Genomic DNA, 18,567 nt, shown 5'->3' on the forward strand with positions numbered 1-18,567 from the left:
GGAAATTCTGCTCCATATCTCCGCCTACAATTAATGCAAGAATCAACGGTACGACCGGATAATTAAGTATCCGCATAAACAGGCCAATCACACCGGCAATAATTAAAATATAAAAATCAATCGTACTGTAGCCAAGTGTATATGCCCCCAGGAAAGAAAGAATAAGAACAATCGGATACAGCACATTTGGCGGTGTTTTTAATATTTTAACAAGCATACCAACCATTAAAATATTAATAATAACCAGAATTAAGTTTCCGATAAACATACTGTTAATCAGTGTCCAAATGGTATCCGGACTATTTTCAAATAGTAATGGTCCCGGCGTTATTCCAATCATCACAAGTGCTCCCAGCATAACCGCTGTTGTTCCTGATCCGGGTATCCCCATTGTCAGCATGGGAATCATAGAACCGACAGCCGAGGCACTATTTGCTGATTCTGGCGCAACCAGTCCTTCTACCGCGCCTTTTCCAAACTCATCCTTATTTTTTGAGATTTGTTTTTCAGTACTATAGGATAACAAAGAAGCAATGGTTCCCCCTGAACCAGGCAGTACCCCCAAAAAGAATCCAATGGGACCGCTTCTTAAAATAGGTCCAAGCGATCGCTTCCACTGTTCTTTGGTAAACCATTTACTTCCTATGTCTTGTCCATTTGACTTCCCCGTGTATTGCGGTTTAAGTAAGTTGTAAAGCACTTCCCCTATAGCATAAATACCGATAATAATGACAATAAAATTGATACCATCTGTTAAATGCGGCAGCCCAAATGTAAAGCGATGAACACCAGATTGCAAATCAACTCCGATTGTACTGATCCCCAGCCCTAAAAACATCGTTAAAAAGCCTTTAATAATATTTCCTTGCGATAAAGTAACCACAGCAGATAATGCAAATAAAAAGAGTAACAAAAATTCTGCCGGACCAAAATTCAAGGCAAAGTTAGCTAGTGGAATCGCTAAAAAGATAAATCCGAATATTGCCATGACACCGCCAATTAACGAAGCCATTGCGGCAATAGACATGGCCTGTCCTGCCATTCCCCGTTTGGTCATTGGATAACCGTCGAATGTAGCTGCAATAGAAGATCCATCCCCCGGGGTATTGATTAAAATCGAACTACGAGAGCCGCCAAATAAAGCTCCATAATAAATCGCCGCCATCAGAATTAAGGCACTGACCGGTTCCATCCCAAATGTTAACGGGATAAGCACCGCCACTCCAGTTGCCGCTCCAAGTCCCGGCAAAATACCCACAATCGTCCCAAGTACTGCTCCAAGCAATAACCATAACAAATTAGCAGGCTGGAGCGCTGTCCATAATCCATCTAAAATGATATTTACATCCATCGTTGCACTCCTCCTCTAAGGTAAACTTATTTGTAACAGCTCTGTAAATCCATACCAGGTCGAAACGGAGACAACTACTGTCACAATTACATTCAGACGCCATTTCTTCATACCATTTAAATAGAACATTAGCGCTCCCATAAATAATATCGTCGCAATCAGGTAGCCTACGTGTTCAAAAATAAGTGTATATAACACACAAATTCCAATAATTATTCCAATTAATTTAAATGACTTCAGCTTGGCTATCAGCTCTAAATCTTTATTCTGCGCATGTATTTGTTTACGTACATTGATTAAGTCAGCGATAGAAAATACCAGTAATCCAGCACAGACAAATAAAGGGAAAAACTTTGGTCCATCAGGATTACCTAATGTTGCTGCATCTAATTGTATAATCATCGTGCCGTATATCACACTGCCAATAATAAACATTATCGGCATGGCATATCGTATTGTTACCTGCATCATATTTTTTCCTCCTAAGGCGTTAAACCTGAATCCTCTACAATATCTTCAAAAAAATCATTTTGTTCTTTTAAAAATTCAACGGTTTCTGCACTATTCATATAAAATGCTTCCAAATTATTATTCTCTAAATCTGTTTGCCATTCTTCTGTTTCTACCATTCCACTCAGGTAAAGATCCCAAGCTGCAATTTCCTCCTCACTCATATCCGGAGGCCCCATAATCCCGCGCCAATGCGGAAACTCCATATCGATGTCCTGTTCCTTCCACGTCGGAATATCCGGAAATGCCTCTAATCTTTCAGGAGATGTTACAGCTAAAATATCTACTTCTCCGGCTAAATATTGTTCTGATAAATCCGATAGTGAATTACTGGTGACATCAATATGTCCGCCCAGCAATGCATTCATAATATCGCCGCCGCTGCTGTAAACAAGAAATTGTAATTCTGTCGGGTCAATCCCATATTCAATCACAGCCTGTACAAAGGAAAGGTGATTTCCGCTTCCTAATGATGGACTGACACCAATCACCAGTGACTTTGGATCTTCCTTCAATTGCTCCAGTAAATCTATACCACTTTCAATTCCTGAGCCTGCCTTTACCCCAACGGCAAGCCATTCCGTAGATAACATGGCTAATGGCGTAAATTCTTCATAGGTTAATTCGGTCTGCCCCAGCAATGGACCTGTAATTAATAGACTTGAATTCAATGCAGCAAAATGGGAATCCTGCTGCATTAAATATTGCCAGCCTACTTCACCGCCACCGCCAGGCTTGTTCACAACTGTAATATCTTCTTCTACTGTCCCATCCGCATTCATCGCACGCTGTGTGGACCGGGCTGTTCGATCCCAGCCCCCGCCCGGACTGGCTGGAGCAATAATTTCTATATTTCTTTCAGGAAATGTTCCTTTCCCTTCACTTGTATTCCCGGAACACCCTGCCAACAGAGCACAAGCCATAAATAATAAGCACAAATGCTTCATTCTAACACCTCACAAAATCTATATTAAGTAAACGCTTTCAACATTAGAGATAATTATGACAAACCACAAAAGGAAAAACAATATTTCGAATTTTATTCACTTAACATTCTTTAATACCTTTTCGTCCTTTTCGTCCACTGATGGGGAAGAATAAAAGATAATAAAGAAAACCTGTTATTCGTCAAACTTTTCGATGAATGCCTTAGTTGTGCTTATACTTTTTTAAAACGCAAAAAACACCCCGATAATCAGGATGTTTTACTGTAAAATATATCTTCTTTCCGGCCGGCCGATAACACCATAATTTAAAATCGTCGTTGCTTCTTCATTTGAGACAATATGCTCCAGATATCGTCTGGCTGTTGTTCTTGAAATGCCGACAAGCTGGCACATTTTATCAATGGTGACCCCTTCCTGATGCTCCATTAAAGCTGTTTTTACTTTCTCTAATGTAATCGAATCAATTCCAGATGGAAGCAGTGTATTCATTCCTTTTTCTTCTATTTTCCGCTCATTTCCTCCAGTCAATACATAATTAGTATCATTCACTTCAAATTCTCCAGCTTCTTCAAACCAGTTTCGATCTTTTATATATTTTGTTATCGCGTTTGTAAAATCATCCATCGTAACAGGTTTAATTAAATACTGATACACCCCGTAACGTTTCGCCAGCTGTAAATGCTGCCTGTCTGTAGAAGCGGAAACAATTATCATATCCAGCTCCGGATAATGCTGGCGAAGATAACTGAGGAGCTCTGTTCCTAATGTATCCGGAAAATAAATATCAAGTAATACGACATCCACTGGTTCTTTTTTTAAGAGTTCCTTCAATTCTTTCCCGTTTAAAGCTCTTCCTACCACGCTAATTTCTGAAAATGTCTGCAAATACTTTTCATGCAATAAAGCTACCCGATAATCATCTTCTGCAATCACAACATTCATTTTTTCACTCCTCCTCGTTTGGGTAAATAGAGGGAAAATACTGTCCCGCCCTCATTTGGAGAGGTCACTTCCATTTCTCCACGATACTTTCTCACTGTTTCATAGACATGGAAAAGACCATAGCCTCTGTTCTCTCCTTTACTTGAGTAGCCTCTGGCAAAAATTTGTTCCATTTGTTCTTTCGGAATCCCCATCCCTGTATCTTCTATGTCTATAACAATTTCACTTCCAATATCCGTAATCATCACCGTAATTTGCTTTTGCTTTGAATCCAATACGGCATCAATTGCATTATCTAATAAATTTCCGAGCATGACAGCCATATCCGTAGTGGATATTTCCGTTTTATCAAGATGGCTTGCCTCCTCTATGGCGAGTGTTATTTTTTTCTCAGCCGCCTTAGCCATTTTTCCAAGCAGAATGGCCTGGGCACCAGGATCTTTAATATTGTTAAGCATCGGGAATGCCTGTCTTTTATCCGCTGTTTCCTCCTGAATGAGCTTTAGCGCCTCTTCGTATTGTTCAAGCTGCAATAATCCCATCAGTACATACATTTTATTTTTGAATTCATGAGTCTGGGCACGCAGGCTGTCTGCATAGCCCTCCATCTGCATAACCGTTTCTTGAAGCTGTTTGATATCTGTTTTATCTCGAAAACTGCAAATTGCACCAACAATCTGCTTATTTTCATATAAAGGAATCCGGTTGGTAATAAAGGTTTTTCCTTGATATACTTTCTCCTCATCATAGCTTGCTTTCCCAGTATGAAGTGTTTCCGGTAAACCAAGAATCCGGACAGGTTGCTGTAAATCCGTTGATAAGCTTAACAATGATTTCGCAGAGGGATTGATCATGGAGATAGCTTGTTTATCATCGATCACTATAATCCCTTCTTTTACCGCATTCAGCATCGCCTCCCGCTCACGGAACATTTCTGCAATAACAGCCGGTTCTATTCCCAGCGTGTCCTCCTGAATGCTTCTCGCTAAAAGCAATGCACCGCCGATGCATAATACCACCCCGATTGATGCCACAATAAATAATCTCGTCAGTTTGCTTACAATAATGGCATTAATCGATTCTTCCAGATACTCTACCGTAACAGCGCCGATAATTCTTTCGCCGCCATATTCATCTGCTTCTTTATAGACTGGCGCAATGGTCATGATTGCCGGTCCAAGTGCCCCTTCTCCGCTCTCTGTAACATAGGAGCCGTATAACAAAGTTTGCGCAAACTGATCCGCTTCTTCCATTAACCCAATCCGATTTTCATCTGGATGAATAATATACTCTCCCTCACGCGTAACAACAGTCACAACAGGATTTTCTGCCTGCAGCCGTACACGATCGATAATTGCCTGTAATTCTGCATCATCCCTAGTGCTGATAGCTTCCTCCAATGCAGGCATAAATGCCAGTCCGTTAGCAGTCTGTCTTGATAGCTGTTTATATGTATCCTGTGCATTTCTAACCTCAAAATAAGCAAATGCAGCTATGAATAATAAAATAAGAAAAGTCGATAATGTCAGAAATATAAATACAATCCGCTTCCGAATGGTCATATTTTTAATAAAAGAAAACATTTATACCTCCTTTTCTATCGATCAATCCGTCTCCATAGATTTTATCTAATTGCACTATCAGTTTATCGGAAATATCAGACCGGGGCAAGGAGCCTCTGCCCAATTTCAAAACAACACAGGTTAATGCTAAGATTCTTAGAGTTAGAAAGCTGTTACACCAAAGCTCCTACCACCTATTAGAATAGATCACGAAAAACATCCCCTCTCTGATTCTGGTTGCAATCAAAAAAGAGGATGTTTTCAATAGAATTGCTTATTGTTCCGATTTAACTTCGGAATTATCTTCAGCTTCATCATCCGGTATTTTCGCAATACCGATACCTGTATACCCTAAAATAATCGCAAAAATAAATCCGGTATAACACAGAATCGCCCATGGGGCATAACTGAGTGTAGAAACGCCCAGTGTTCCGGCCATAAATACCCCTGCTGATGACCAAGGGATAAGCGGTACAACAACAGTACCAGAATCCTCCAAAGTACGTGATAAGTTTTTCGCCTGTAATTTCTTTTTCTTATACGTATCTTTGAAAATTTCCCCGGGTACGATAATAGAAAGATACGAATTCCCTGTAACCAGAGCCATCGTAATACAAGAAAGAACCGTAGTCAGAATTAAATCACCAGTACGCTTAACCACTTTCATCAATGTTTGAATAATCACTTCAAGTGATCCTGATTTGGCGATAATACCAGCAAAGATAAAAGCAGAGAAAGCAATTAAAACGACTCCAGTCATTGATTGCATGCCACCTTGATGCACCAGGCTAAGCACTTCAGGGATCACCGTATCAGAATCAAAATTTGCACGATTTACCATGGCTACATCAAACCCGGAAACTGTAGATGCAAATACGTCACCTGCACTAAATCCTTGCATGAAAATCCCTAAAATTGCTGCAACCGCAGATGAAAATATAATCATCGGAAGTGTCGGCTTTTTCCTGATTGCTCCATATAAAATAATTACTGGCGGAAGAAGCAGCAAAATATTCCAATTAAACATATCTGTCAGTGTTTGCATCATCGTATTCATCGTCTCCGTAGTTGTTGTACTGCCGGACGATAAATGAAGACCAGCAAAAAAGTAGACAATCATACTGAGAATAGAAGCCGGTACTGTAGTCCAGAGCATATGACGAATATGTTCGTATAATTCGCTTCCGGCCGCTATCGGAGCAATATTGGTTGTATCTGAAAGCGGAGATAATTTGTCCCCAAAATAAGAACCTGCAACAATGGCACCCGCGGTCGCAGGAAGACTCGCTCCGAGTCCGGTCGCAATTCCCATTAGCGCAACACCGACAGTTCCTGCTGAACCCCAGGATGTTCCTGTGACAATAGAAATAATCGCAGCAACAACAAACGCAATAAGTACGATAAATGTTGGATTAATTATTTGTAACCCATAATAAATCATCATTGGAATCGTACCGGCAATCATCCATGTCCCAATCAAAATTCCAATTGAAATCAGAATAAGAATGGCAGGCATTGCCTGTTTAATTTTTTCTTGAATCCCCTCCATCATGTCATCCCACGTATATCCTAATCGCCATGCAATAAACCCTGCATATACAGAAGCTAAAATCAACAGAGGTTCCGGACTGAAGCCGTACACACCAAAACCGATAGCAAGTAGCAGCAGCATCACGACAATTGGCGAAAAAGCTTCAAATAAATTGGGTTGTTTTCTCATCTGTGAAATCCTTCCTCTCTTCATCTATCAGTATAAATTTCTTTATTTTTCAAATGTTCCTTTTACAAGAAGCTTTTTATCTTTTAACATGTGACGTCCTTTTGCAAATACATGCTCGAGCGCCAGTGTTTTTTTATCTAAAATAAGTACATCGGCATCTTTACCTTCCTGGATGCCGCCTTTATTATTCAATTTCAAAGCAGCTGCCGTATTACTTGTTACAAGCGGAAGAACTTCTTCGATAGACATTGCTTGTTTTTTCACCGTTGCAATGACTTGCTGATATAATGTTTGTGTGCTTGCTACTCCGAAGCCGATCATTTTTCCTGCTTCGTCAAACTTCGGCAGACTGCCATTGCCATCTGAGGAAATAGTTAAATGTTGCATATCTCCACCATTCTTCTTATAGTAAGCAACCCAATCATGTGTTTCGTCATCTGCTGTGATATCAACATATCCACCTTTATTAGCCAGACCAATTGCATCATCCAGCAGCTCCTGACTGCGTGTGATATGCGTTGCATAGAGATTCGAAGCAGGCAGTTCATAATCCTCTAAAAGCTGATGCAGGAGTGATAAATATTCCTTCCCGGGACCGGTGTGAAAATGCGTTACTCCTGCTTTTCCGCTGAGCATGCCTCCTACACGGGCTTCTCCCACTATTTTAGCCAATTCATGCAAGGAAGGCTGTCCGGAACGGGAATCGGAAATAGCAATCTCAGCAGCCCCAATAATTTTATCAATCAGAATAATATCTTCTTTAACACTTGATGTAATTGTTGTCGTCGGGACTGCATAGTTTCCTGTATAAATAAATGTTGTCATTCCTTCTTCTTCCAGTCCACGCGCTTTTGCCAGTAGGGAAGTCATATGACGGGTTGTCCCATCTGTACCTAAAAGACCGACAACTGTCGTAATTCCAGATTGGATCATATCGCTCAGCTGTATTTCCGGGGTGCGGGTCGCAAATCCCCCTTCTCCACCGCCGCCAATTATGTGAACATGCGGATCAATAAATCCTGGCACGGCATAAGCATCGTCTGCATCAACGATTTTATAATCGATATCTAATTCTTTTACCGCTTCCTCATTCACTTCTCCTATTTTGGCGATTCTTTGGTCAACCAATAAAATAGACGCTTTCCCTAACGGTTCGGGAGCATAAACTTCTGCGTTTTTAATTAATGTAATCATTCATCTGACCTCCATTTGCTAAATAATACTTATTTTCCGAAAAAATTAACAGCAGTCGTTCTGCTTTCAAATAAAATGCTATAAAGTATACCATGCAAAAAACATGCCAATTAATTATAAGGCTTTATAGAGCTGATTTTCAAAATCCAAATAAAATTTAGGAGGTTTTATAGGATTAAAACAACCCTATAAACCTCCTAAATTTAAATGATCTCTTTCATTTTTTCTCCCAACTCCGTTATCTTAGTTCCCTGCTTTTTTATTCCAGTTTCTATTAAACCGTATTTTTTAAGGACTTCCAGCTTCGTACGCAGCCTACTCTCAGAAATTTGTTTAGAAAGCATTGCCTGTAATGTGGAACGGCCAATTCCAGTATTTTCTCCCCTCGTAACAGATAAGCACTCTAAAATATCTTTAAAATAATTCATATCCCCTGAATGTTCAAGCAGCTTTATTATTTTATCTGTCTGAACATCTGTAAATTGATTATCTGTCATTTTAGACGGTAAATCAGCAAGGCTAACTTCCGGCCCGTTCACAATAACCGATAAATAAGTAACCAGACTTTCCAATTCTCGAATATTCCCTGGCCATCTATAAGAGGAAAGCTTATCCATGACTTCCTGAGGGAAATGCAGCCGGCTATTTTTCTTTACTAAGAAATAGCTGATTAAATCCGGAATATCTTCCTTCCGTTCAGATAAAGAAGGTATTCGTAAAGGTAATTGATTTAAACGGTAAAACAAGTCATCTCGAAACTCCCCGTTTTTGACCATATCCTCTAAATTTTTATTGGTTGCTGCGATAATTCGGACGTTAATCGGAATAACTTTGTTTCCACCGACCCGCATTACTTGTCTTTCCTGCAGCACTCTTAAGATAGCAGCTTGAATTTTTAATGGCGCATCTCCTATTTCATCGAGAAAAATTGTCCCGTTTTGCGCCAATTCAAAAAGACCTGCTTTCCCTCCTTTTCTTGCTCCCGTAAAAGCCCCTTCCTCATAGCCAAATAATTCACTTTCCGCAAGTGATTCGGAAATTCCGGCAAAATTCACTGCAACAAAAGGTCCCTTATTTCTGGATGAGTACTCATGAATAGATTGTGCAAAAATTTCTTTTCCCGTTCCGCTTTCTCCCGTTATCAATATGGTATAGTCGCTTCTGGCTAACCTTTTTGCAATTTGCTGTGTCTGCATAATCATATTACCGCTGCCAACATTATCCTCAAAGGAATATTTTGTAGTTAATCCCGTTTGCAGCTTCTTTTTTCTTATTTCCTGTTCCATCCGCTCTACATGTGTCACATCCTGAAAAACAAGAACAATTCCCGAAAATACTTCATCGAGCAAAATCGGATTCAGTGTGCTTAGTAGATTTAATCCACGTACCTGAATCAGCTGCCTGGGAATAGGCTGTTTTGTCTCCATAACTTTATCAATTTGAAATTCATGTAGCACCTCAGCATAATGCTTATGTAGGACATCATGGCTGTCAACACCTAAAATGTTGCCTGCTTCTTCATTAAATAAAGAAACACATCCTTCACTGTCAATAAAAACAACACCATCCTGCACCGCATTGAGGACAGCCTGCAAACTGGAATTAATATAATTCTCATTTCGTACAGAATTGGCAAGCTCTCTGCCGATACGTGCAAAGTTTTTCACATACCCCATTGTTATATGATGAGCATGATTAAAATTGCGTTTAAGAATTTTTGAAATATCAAAAAGTGTACTCAAATCAAGGCGCCTGTTTCCTAAATCAATAACGATTTCCAGCTCTCCTGGGACCAGATTCGCTAATCCATGTGTAATGGCAACATCAATGCCTGTCATCTCAGGCGGATTGTCCATATCCGGGGAGTATGCATAAAAGTCCAGATAATCGAATCCCAAATACTTGAGCATTGTTACAGATTCATAAGCAATAGCTTCATCATTACTGACAAGCAGACATCGTGTTGCTCTCGGCAATTCAAATAATTTTTCCAGCTTTTTAAAATCAATAGACCGGTTAGCAACCAGCATTGGTGCCTTCGTCTTCTCCAAATCAATAAAATCCTCTGCCAGACTGTCCGGGATAGAAGACAGAATTAAATCCACGTCTTCCAGATGAACCGGTAAAAAATGATTACTGCGCAGCCGGATTCCATCTCCGAAAACATCACGGATATTATCACGAAACGTATAGTACAAGTCAATTTCTTTGGTGAGTATCAGAATAACCGGATTACTCATAGGTGTTCACTCCAATCAGATATCGCGGTAAATAGACAGTAAAAAATCTTTCAATCTACTATATTATATAAATCATTAAAATCAGAAAAAGAAAAACGTCTCCAGATTTATTACATAAACATTCAGTTTAGCTTTAGCAAACTACTTCATGCGTGTTACTATTTTATTTTACTAAACTTGAAATAAACCTGTAACTTTTTTTACCTGAAATGTGTTATGTGTATACGGAAAGGAGGAATACATGAAATCAATTGATCAAGTTTATCAATTATATTTTCGGGATATTTATCATTTCCTTCTTTCTCTGAGCCGCGATCATTATACAGCCGAAACCGGTGCAGGAAACATTTTTCAGGCTTATCTATATCTGGAATGTTATCATCATGAAAATATGAAATCCTGGCTATTTACTTTAGCTTAACTGCGCTGACTAAGGCATCTTTTAATTGGTTAACTGCTTTTACATCGAAGCCATTGATGGGTACCGTTTGTTGTTTAATTTTCATAAAAATACTTCCTTTAGAAAATAACTCAGGGGCTATTTCACACAATTGTCTCTTTTTTTATGGTATATTAATCTGTATTCTAACATTTTGCATACAACCTTAGAATAATCAATCAAGAGGAGAGACAAGAATGACGACGATCTTATTTAAAAATGCCAAGGTATTTACCGGCAAAAACACAAATTTTGAAGCAATTGACTTTGCGGTAGATACAGAATCAGGTCTATTTATTAACCAGGAAACGAAAGATGCCGATAAAGTCATTGACCTGAAAGGTAAATATGTGATGCCTGGTTTAATCAACGTTCACACACATATTGTTTTAGACCCTTTCTTCAAAATTGGCGGTCTATCTTCCGTTAACGCTGTCAAAACAGGAGCAGTCGTAAACACTTATATTGCGGTGGATAACTTAAATAAGTTTTTAAAACATGGAGTGACATATATACGTGACGTCGGTTCTTCTGACGACATTGATTTGCAATTATCTAAATTAGAAAAAGAAAATAAAATTACTGCACCTGGAATTATCGGATCCGGCCCGGCACTTGTGATGACTGGCGGACACGGTGTTGAACTGGGGCTGGAATCTGATGGTGTCGACGAGATTCGTAAAAATGCCCGCACCAATATTAAAAATGGGGCACGAAACATTAAATTAATGGCTACCGGCGGTGTAAGTATGGATGGTGAAACACCTCATGATGTTCAGCTTAGCGTTGAAGAAATGCGGGCTGCAGTGGAGGAAGCACATCATAAAGGCTACACCGCCTGTGCACACGCTCAGGGAACGGAAGGAATCAAAAATGCGATCCGTGCCGGTGTAGATTCAATCGAGCATGGTATTTACCTGGATGATGAAGCAATTCAAATGATGCTGGAAAATGACACCTATCTTGTACCAACATTAATGGCGCCGTGGGCGATTAATCAGCATCCTGAGAAATTGCCGGATTTCATGGTTAAAAAATCACTTGCTGTCCAGGAGGCACATATTGAAAGTATTGGCAAAGCAGCGAAAGCAGGAATTAAAATTGCCATGGGGACGGATTCAGGAACTGCTTATAACGACTTTGAAAACGGATCTGCCCAAGAGCTTGAGCACATGGTCAATGCTGGTCTGACGCCATTACAGGCATTACAATCTGCTTCCGTCCATGCAGCAAAACTGCTAAAAATTAATGACTATGCAGGCTCTATTGAAACAGGAAAGCTTGCTGATTTTATTATTATCGAGGACAACCCATTAGAGGACATAAAAGCTGTCCAAGGTGATAAAGTTGTTTATAAAAAAGGGAAGAAAGTAGAGTAAACTTAAACAATCTGCTGGACTTGGAAGGATATCATTAATCTGAACAAGTCCAGTTTTATTTTTCACTCACCATTCTTTCTTCACTGCTTCCAGATTAGCTAAGCTGACAAGCTTCTTTTGCAAAGGCGGCGGGCATATACGGTTATGCTTTTTAATTTGCTTGTTGATTTTCCTGATATCTTTTTCTGTTTCAGCATCCTGTAATAATTCACTTATTTCCTTTTGCAGCTTCAGCCACGGCGGCAAATAACCGGCATCCTTCGCTATTTTTTGAAAGTGCTGAAACGTATCCTTTTGCATATGATCTTTAGGCAATGGCTTTCCCTTGCCCGGCAAGTCCTTTTCATAACTATAATCACTTTCTTTAATCATATCACCGATTAAATCATTATATTTCCTGTCCAATCGAATGACCTCCCTGCGATCTTTTGTTTACTAAAATCCAGTAATCCTTCAAAATCCAGAAAAAATATTAACATCTATTTTTAGTATACTGCCTTTTCATACATCATGCTAGATATCCAACTGCCTGGGAGTAGAAAAAAAATCCTTGTGAAATTAGATAACAAAAAAGAGTCAGGCTTTTTAACTGTTACCTTTAAACAAAAAAGCTGTCCTATGAAGTAAAATACCTCATGGACAGCTTGCCTGTTTGTGAAAACATTTATTCCGACATTTTTTTCTTTTCGGAGAATAGCTTCCCTCTTTCCAGCCATTTTTGTTTGGCTGCTTTTCTTCTCTTTATTTCCTCTTTGACGAGCTTTGGGTAGATATCTTCAGCAAAGTCCTGTACATCATCCCAATCAAGAAAAAAAAGAACCTTCATATCCTTTGAACCATCATGATTACGTCGTTTATTTAAGCATACACCAAAAATCCGATCCGACTCCTCCATCATCTGGTTAAATAGAAGCGGATGTTTTTCCTGATCTCTGTACAGCTCATTAACCATTCCCATGTAATGTGAATCATAGCGGTGAAATGGCATATCGGCAGCAATGCTTTTACTGCTGCGATATACTTTACGGTTGTTTGCGTAGATCCAAATTAATGTACCATAATCCAGATTTTCCTTTGTACTTACGATAACTTTTTTCATGGTTGTCATCCTGTCTAGAGGAAAATTTAGCATGGCAAATACAATTCTTCATATCTCCGTTTATTAAATAATGCTACCTCTATTCTTCAGTATACACTATTTTCCGTCTAAAAGCTTGAAAACGAGGAAATGTTCACTTTTTCATTACACCTATTTTAAATGGCATCACTTTAAAACTCCATTTTCCAGCTATAGTAGTCATTGTCTTTATTTTTTTCATAGCTTAAATAGGCGTTGAATTTATTTCCGTTTTTACTGGTCAGACCTTTCACAAAGACTTTGTTCTCTTTCAATAATGTTTTCACCATTGTTTTCGTGGGCTTCTTACGCATCGAGGCTAAATATTTATCATTTTTCCAAATAGCAAATGAACAGCCCTTCTTCCAATTGCTGCAGCCAAAGACTTTATAGCCATCCGTCACCTTGCCGCCGCACACAGGGCATGTTCCTAATACTTCATTGGTTGCCCGTTTTGATGTTACCTTATTAATAATAATGTCCTCCCCGCGCTTGATCGTTTCCACCGATTCCGTGGTAAAATGAAAAACAAGGCGGAGAAATTCCTGCTTGCTCGCTTTTCCTTTTTGAATATCTGATAATGCTTTTTCGAGACGTCCGGTAAATTCTAAATCGAATAAATCTTTGACCGGAAAGATTTCAACAAGCCGGTTGCCAAGCTCTGTACAAAGCAAATGTTTGCTTTCCGTTGTAATGTAGCCTACATCCTTTAATTTTTTTATCGTTTCTGCTCTTGTTGCCGCAGTACCAATACTGAAGCCGGTCAAAATACTTCCCAGCAGCTCTTCACTTTCGTCCTCCTCCTTGTAACTTTTCCCGCATGTCTCCATAACACGAAGCAGCGTTCTTTCTGTATGATGCTTTGGCGGCTTCGTTACATGGGAAGTGACCTCAGAGCCTGTTACATGAACATGTTCTTGTTTAGTCACATTTGGCAGCAGCGTATCTTTTGATTGGATTTTCTCTACTTTTTTCCAGCCTTCCACCAATTGAACCTTTCCTTTTGAATGGAAATCACCAGGTAAGTCCACTTCCAGAATTTTTGTAATCAGCCTTGTCTCCTCATATTCAGCTATCGGCATAAATTGCATAATAAAACGGTTTTTAACTGCCGTATACACTATTCCTTCATCTGCTGAAAGCCGTTTAGGCTTCATATATGTTGGAATGATTGCGCTGTGACTTTCCACTTTTGCGTTATTAAAGACACGCTTGGTTTTCATAAATGTAATCTCCTCTTTATAAGGAAGATCTTCAGCGTGCACTTTTAATACATGAGCAGTTTTTCCAACTAAGCTTTCTTCTAATGCCATACTGGAGGTCCGTGGATAGGTAATCAGCTTTTTCTCATAAAGTGACTGAGCCACCTTTAACACCTTATCAGATGTCCATCCCTTGTATTTATTCGTTATAAACCCCTGCAGATTGGATAAATTGAATAAAAATGGAGGAAATTCTTTTTTCTTCTCCACCTGCTTATCCGTAATGACGGCTTGTTTGTTCTGAATTGCTTCATGAATCGGCTCCAATAATTCTTTTTTCTTAAATTTATCCTCTTTATTCTCAATATAAGTTCCTTCATATTCCCTGTTTTCCGCTGTCTGGAACGTTACAGTCAGCTTAAAATAATCTTCCGGCTTGAAATTTTTTATCTCTTGATCGCGGTCATAGATTATTTTTAATGTCGGGAGCAGTACCCTGCCTATATTTAATGCTTTACTTTTTCCCTGCTGGTATTTTAACGTTGCAACAGATGTCAGATTAATGCCAATGACCCAATCCGCCCATTGCCTGCTGACCCCCGCATCCCGTAATGGCTTCATCGCATCATTCGGCTTAAGATTTTCCAAGCCCTGTATTACTTCCTTCTGTGTCCATTCATTTAAAAGCAGGCGATATACCGCAGCCTTGGGTTTCACCCCGCCCCGGTAGATAATACTGTCGGCAATCAGCTGTCCTTCCCGATCATAATCACATGCTGAAATAATCGCCTCTACATCACTGCGTCTCATCAGAGAGTGAATCGTTTTTAACTGTTTTGCAGCTCCGCCATCCGTTTTTGCCCGATTTCGCGGATTACTTTTCACTTTATATTTAAATTCAGAAGGGATAAAAGGAAAATGATCCATTTTCCAGCTTCGCATTTTTCCATCATAGTCCTTTGCATCGTATAACTCGACAAGGTGGCCAAACGCCCAGGTAATTACATGATTATCACCTTCAAAATAGCCGTCTTTCTTCGTTTTAATATTTAATGCGTCTGCAATATTTTTTGCGACGGATGGTTTTTCTGCTAAAATTAATCGGACTCCCATTTTGAATTCATCGCCTTTCCTTTAGCGTCATATCAATTCGTTTTTTTGCTAACCATTCCCCTAATTAGAAACATTCGTTCGATATTCTATTATGACATAGTTTGTACTTTTTTTCTAATTGATTGCTACAATGAAATACCTTTTAAGCATTTTCACTTATAATTTTTGGATGTATGGTTAAACTATCTTCATTACTAATATGTATCACTACAGGAGGAGCAATCATGTCTGAGCAAAATAAAAATCGCAACAAGGATAAAGGAAAACAAAATAATCGTAATAAACATAATAAAACAGGTAATGATACGGAATTTGCGAGTGAAAATAGTGAGTTTCTAAATTTGGACAATAAGAAAAACAAACGAAAAAGATAGCATCTGTGCAGAAAAAAACTGAGTCAACGATTAGATCTTGACTTAGTTTTTTGCCGTACAATCAAAAGAAGTACTTATTCCATCACATTATTACCATTACCTGCTGATTTATAAATATATTTCCTCATATAAAATTACTTTGATTCCCGAAGTTTTACAAGCCAGCCAAATTACTTTAAGATTAATTTATTGAATGAGGATTCATAGGATCATTGCAATTTTTAATGAAAAGAAAGGAAAGGTCACAAAATGAAGAAATACATAAAATTTACTTACTGCAACTTTCTTCTGCTATCTATTACCTTTTTGCTAATTGCCTGCTCGAATGATACGAATCAAGAGAAGAATAATGATTCTAAAATAGTCAATACCGTTGAAAAACAGGGCATAACGGAAGGTAGTAATCCAAGAGATGAGAATGACATAGCAGCAGACGATTCCTCTCAAGATTCTATGGAAGTTGACGCTGAGGATCACCAGCGTAAAGAATCGGAAACGATTACTTCAGATGAGAATTCTGCTGAAAATGAAGAAAATAACGATAGCTCTGCTGGGGAGGAAGAAAATCAAAATAACAAAACGTTATCCAGCTATTCTCCTGAAGAAATGAAATATGCGCGTGTTTGGCTGCAGCTTGGTCCAAACCAGGATATTGATGAATTATATATTGAACATATTCCTGCCGGGACACCGCTTGATCCGAATGATGCGGAAAATGATGTCAGCTACCCGGAAGAGGTTATTCAGATATCTGGTTCCCGGATTACAGATGGCATGATAACATATAGCGGAAATGAAGATGGCACCATTAATGTATATGATATTCCATATGGAAACCGCTGGTACGGAGGAATGCCCCGTCCAGATGATATTGATTTAGAAGATGTCCAAGAAGATATGAGGGATATTATTGAAAACACAGAATCCGTGCATATCGACCCCGGCAACGATGAAGATGTTATCCATATGATTGAAAAAATATATATAATAGAATGATAAATGGCAGGTACGGGTGGTGCTTTTTCAGAAAACCTTGATAAGCAGCGAAACAATCTGTATACGCTTTGATAAGAAAATGAAAAAGCACTCCAAAAAAAGTGCTTAATTTAGGGTTCATTACAAAACAACATAGCGTCTAACAGAAAAGCGAATGGAATAAAAATTTCACTCGCTTTTCTATTATTCAATTCAATTTAATTTATCTGATTAAGATATCCAGCATCGGATGATTTCTAAAATGATTCATTACCTTGAAAGTCAACTATTCCCAGATTTAAATGTATACCAGCCAGTATATTTTCTAACCATAAATCACCATGTAACATTCCATAATTTAAAGGCTTGCATTCTTTTTTATAGTTGATACAACTCCTTTGCAATCGTTCTAATGGTATATTCCTCTTTGAGAATATATTTAGAAAATCATACTCCAAAACCAAGACACCTTGCTCGAAAGTGTCTTCTTTAGAGTAAAGGATGCTGCTACTCGGCAGGTGCTTGAAGAAAAGCTGTTTCTTTAAAGGTGTTCCACGTAATACACGCATTAGAGATTTATGATTAATTAAACATTTAATTCAACTGAAACTCCTCCAGCCTTTCCTTCACAATATTCATCAAATTCGTGTTTCCCTGAATCTCATATAAAGTTAGCGCTGTTTGAATATAATGCAAGCCTTCTTCTTTTCGATTCAATTGTATAAGATTGTAACCAACCTGATAATAACAGTCAGGGAGCAAATATAATGTATTTCTTTTTACACAAATAGAGATTGCCAGCAGGCTATAAGATTTTGATTCCGTATATTGCTTTAAATACGTCAACGTCTGCGATAAGCCAAAAAGAATTTTCAGCTCTGTTTCATAGTCATCCGCTTCCTCTATTCCCTTTAATTGGTCCCAGGCATCTTTATATAATTGGCAAGCTTTGTCGTAATCCTTCTCCGTTTGATAGATGATCGCAATACTCGTTTTCACATTAATATTCAGCAGTTGATCAGAAACATTTTTTTCCTCGACCAATAACTTCTCCAGTACTTCGATGCTCTCTTGAAAATTATTTGTTAAATAATAAAGTGCAATCCCCTTATGCCATAGTAAGTAACGCTGCTCATAAGAAGAATATCTGTTTATATTCACAGTTAGCTCATTCTCTACAATGTATTTAATGGACGTATAGTTCCTTTGGGCTTTTAACTGGTTTATCATGGTTTTTATTTCATTAAAATACTTGTTGGACTTCACAGGATTTGACTCAAAGAAATAATTCATATCAACCAACAATTTTTTGCTGAGTTCAAACAAAACAAGGCTTGAAGGATTTAAAGCACCTTTTTCAATATTACTGACCTGTGCTTGTGTACATATATCAGATGCCAGATCTTGCTGTGTAAGACCTAACTCCTTCCTTCTTTTTCTAACATTTGATCCAATATGAAATTTCATAAGTCTTCCTCCATTTTAATAATATGAATGTATTG

General features: G+C 38.5%; 16 protein-coding genes. 4 read left to right on the plus strand and 12 right to left on the minus strand.

What is annotated here, in order from left to right:
- The 8 genes from FLK20_RS17855 to FLK20_RS17890 all read right to left on the minus strand — a co-directional run.
- Window positions 1–1,351 (minus strand): tripartite tricarboxylate transporter permease (locus FLK20_RS17855; protein ID WP_152657954.1); only part of this gene is annotated, 1,351 nt, incomplete at its 3' end.
- 15 nt (window positions 1,352–1,366) lie between these two features.
- Window positions 1,367–1,822, minus strand: coding sequence for a tripartite tricarboxylate transporter TctB family protein (locus FLK20_RS17860; protein WP_152657955.1), 456 nt, complete (start codon window positions 1,820–1,822; stop codon window positions 1,367–1,369).
- Between the two features lie 11 nt (window positions 1,823–1,833).
- Entirely contained in the window at window positions 1,834–2,808 is a 975-nt protein-coding gene (locus FLK20_RS17865) for a tripartite tricarboxylate transporter substrate binding protein (RefSeq protein WP_152657956.1), read from the minus strand.
- A gap of 258 nt (window positions 2,809–3,066) precedes the next feature.
- A complete protein-coding gene (locus FLK20_RS17870; RefSeq protein WP_152657957.1) occupies window positions 3,067–3,750 on the minus strand; it encodes a response regulator in 684 nt (227 codons plus the stop codon).
- Window positions 3,747–5,333, minus strand: coding sequence for an ATP-binding protein (locus FLK20_RS17875; protein WP_152657958.1), 1,587 nt, complete (start codon window positions 5,331–5,333; stop codon window positions 3,747–3,749). Before FLK20_RS17875 ends, FLK20_RS17870 begins: the two co-directional genes overlap by 4 nt.
- A gap of 253 nt (window positions 5,334–5,586) precedes the next feature.
- Window positions 5,587–7,032, minus strand: a complete 1,446-nt coding sequence (nhaC, locus tag FLK20_RS17880; protein WP_227995133.1) for a Na+/H+ antiporter NhaC — start codon at window positions 7,030–7,032, stop codon at window positions 5,587–5,589.
- A gap of 42 nt (window positions 7,033–7,074) precedes the next feature.
- Window positions 7,075–8,226, minus strand: a complete 1,152-nt coding sequence (iadA, locus tag FLK20_RS17885) for a beta-aspartyl-peptidase (RefSeq protein ID WP_152657960.1) — start codon at window positions 8,224–8,226, stop codon at window positions 7,075–7,077.
- Between the two features lie 203 nt (window positions 8,227–8,429).
- Window positions 8,430–10,466, minus strand: a complete 2,037-nt coding sequence (locus FLK20_RS17890) for a sigma-54 interaction domain-containing protein (protein ID WP_152657961.1) — start codon at window positions 10,464–10,466, stop codon at window positions 8,430–8,432.
- Window positions 10,467–10,707: 241 nt separating this feature from the next.
- On the opposite strand from FLK20_RS17890, the gene FLK20_RS17895 reads away from it, so the two are divergent.
- Both FLK20_RS17895 and FLK20_RS17900 read left to right on the plus strand, forming a co-directional pair.
- A complete protein-coding gene (locus FLK20_RS17895) occupies window positions 10,708–10,887 on the plus strand; it encodes a hypothetical protein (RefSeq protein ID WP_152657962.1) in 180 nt (59 codons plus the stop codon).
- A 215-nt stretch (window positions 10,888–11,102) separates the two neighbouring features.
- Window positions 11,103–12,284 carry a metal-dependent hydrolase family protein gene (locus tag FLK20_RS17900; protein WP_152657963.1) on the plus strand — a complete coding sequence of 394 codons (1,182 nt, stop codon included), beginning with the start codon at window positions 11,103–11,105 and terminating at the stop codon, window positions 12,282–12,284.
- Window positions 12,285–12,350: 66 nt separating this feature from the next.
- On the opposite strand, the gene FLK20_RS17905 is transcribed toward FLK20_RS17900, so the two are convergent.
- The 3 genes from FLK20_RS17905 to FLK20_RS17915 all read right to left on the minus strand — a co-directional run bounded on the left by FLK20_RS17905 (window position 12,351) and on the right by FLK20_RS17915 (window position 15,716).
- The gene (locus FLK20_RS17905) at window positions 12,351–12,689 is read right to left on the minus strand and encodes a DnaJ family domain-containing protein (RefSeq protein WP_152657964.1); all 339 of its coding nucleotides are present in this window, start codon (window positions 12,687–12,689) and stop codon (window positions 12,351–12,353) included.
- A 259-nt stretch (window positions 12,690–12,948) separates the two neighbouring features.
- On the minus strand, window positions 12,949–13,383 hold the full coding sequence (locus FLK20_RS17910) for a hypothetical protein (RefSeq protein WP_152657965.1): 435 nt from the start codon (window positions 13,381–13,383) through the stop codon (window positions 12,949–12,951).
- 170 nt (window positions 13,384–13,553) lie between these two features.
- Entirely contained in the window at window positions 13,554–15,716 is a 2,163-nt protein-coding gene (locus FLK20_RS17915) for a type IA DNA topoisomerase (protein ID WP_152657966.1), read from the minus strand.
- A 224-nt stretch (window positions 15,717–15,940) separates the two neighbouring features.
- Between FLK20_RS17915 and FLK20_RS21715 the strand changes: the two genes are divergently transcribed.
- Both FLK20_RS21715 and FLK20_RS17920 read left to right on the plus strand, forming a co-directional pair.
- The gene (locus FLK20_RS21715; RefSeq protein WP_175297047.1) at window positions 15,941–16,090 is read left to right on the plus strand and encodes a hypothetical protein; all 150 of its coding nucleotides are present in this window, start codon (window positions 15,941–15,943) and stop codon (window positions 16,088–16,090) included.
- A gap of 249 nt (window positions 16,091–16,339) precedes the next feature.
- Complete coding sequence (locus FLK20_RS17920) at window positions 16,340–17,086, plus strand: hypothetical protein (protein WP_152657967.1); 747 nt, start codon at window positions 16,340–16,342, stop codon at window positions 17,084–17,086.
- A gap of 573 nt (window positions 17,087–17,659) precedes the next feature.
- Here the strand turns inward: FLK20_RS17920 and FLK20_RS17925 are convergent.
- Window positions 17,660–18,532 carry a helix-turn-helix domain-containing protein gene (locus tag FLK20_RS17925; protein ID WP_152657968.1) on the minus strand — a complete coding sequence of 291 codons (873 nt, stop codon included), beginning with the start codon at window positions 18,530–18,532 and terminating at the stop codon, window positions 17,660–17,662.
- Between the last annotated feature and the right edge of the window lie 35 nt (window positions 18,533–18,567).

The sequence above is a fragment of the Oceanobacillus sp. CFH 90083 genome (assembly GCF_009389585.1).
GTDB lineage: Bacteria > Bacillota > Bacilli > Bacillales > Amphibacillaceae > Oceanobacillus.

Excerpts from the sequence above, each read along its gene's own strand:
- FLK20_RS17860 (WP_152657955.1), bottom strand. The coding sequence starts at position 1,822 with ATGATGCAGGTAACAATACGATATGCCATGCCGATAATGTTTATTATT.
- FLK20_RS17865 (WP_152657956.1), bottom strand. The coding sequence starts at position 2,808 with ATGAAGCATTTGTGCTTATTATTTATGGCTTGTGCTCTGTTGGCAGGG.
- FLK20_RS17870 (WP_152657957.1), bottom strand. The coding sequence starts at position 3,750 with ATGAATGTTGTGATTGCAGAAGATGATTATCGGGTAGCTTTATTGCAT.
- FLK20_RS17875 (WP_152657958.1), bottom strand. The coding sequence starts at position 5,333 with ATGTTTTCTTTTATTAAAAATATGACCATTCGGAAGCGGATTGTATTT.
- nhaC (WP_227995133.1), bottom strand. The coding sequence starts at position 7,032 with ATGAGAAAACAACCCAATTTATTTGAAGCTTTTTCGCCAATTGTCGTG.
- iadA (WP_152657960.1), bottom strand. The coding sequence starts at position 8,226 with ATGATTACATTAATTAAAAACGCAGAAGTTTATGCTCCCGAACCGTTA.
- FLK20_RS17890 (WP_152657961.1), bottom strand. The coding sequence starts at position 10,466 with ATGAGTAATCCGGTTATTCTGATACTCACCAAAGAAATTGACTTGTAC.
- FLK20_RS17895 (WP_152657962.1), top strand. The coding sequence starts at position 10,708 with ATGAAATCAATTGATCAAGTTTATCAATTATATTTTCGGGATATTTAT.
- FLK20_RS17900 (WP_152657963.1), top strand. The coding sequence starts at position 11,103 with ATGACGACGATCTTATTTAAAAATGCCAAGGTATTTACCGGCAAAAAC.
- FLK20_RS17910 (WP_152657965.1), bottom strand. The coding sequence starts at position 13,383 with ATGAAAAAAGTTATCGTAAGTACAAAGGAAAATCTGGATTATGGTACA.
- FLK20_RS17915 (WP_152657966.1), bottom strand. The coding sequence starts at position 15,716 with ATGGGAGTCCGATTAATTTTAGCAGAAAAACCATCCGTCGCAAAAAAT.
- FLK20_RS21715 (WP_175297047.1), top strand. The coding sequence starts at position 15,941 with ATGTCTGAGCAAAATAAAAATCGCAACAAGGATAAAGGAAAACAAAAT.
- FLK20_RS17920 (WP_152657967.1), top strand. The coding sequence starts at position 16,340 with ATGAAGAAATACATAAAATTTACTTACTGCAACTTTCTTCTGCTATCT.
- FLK20_RS17925 (WP_152657968.1), bottom strand. The coding sequence starts at position 18,532 with ATGAAATTTCATATTGGATCAAATGTTAGAAAAAGAAGGAAGGAGTTA.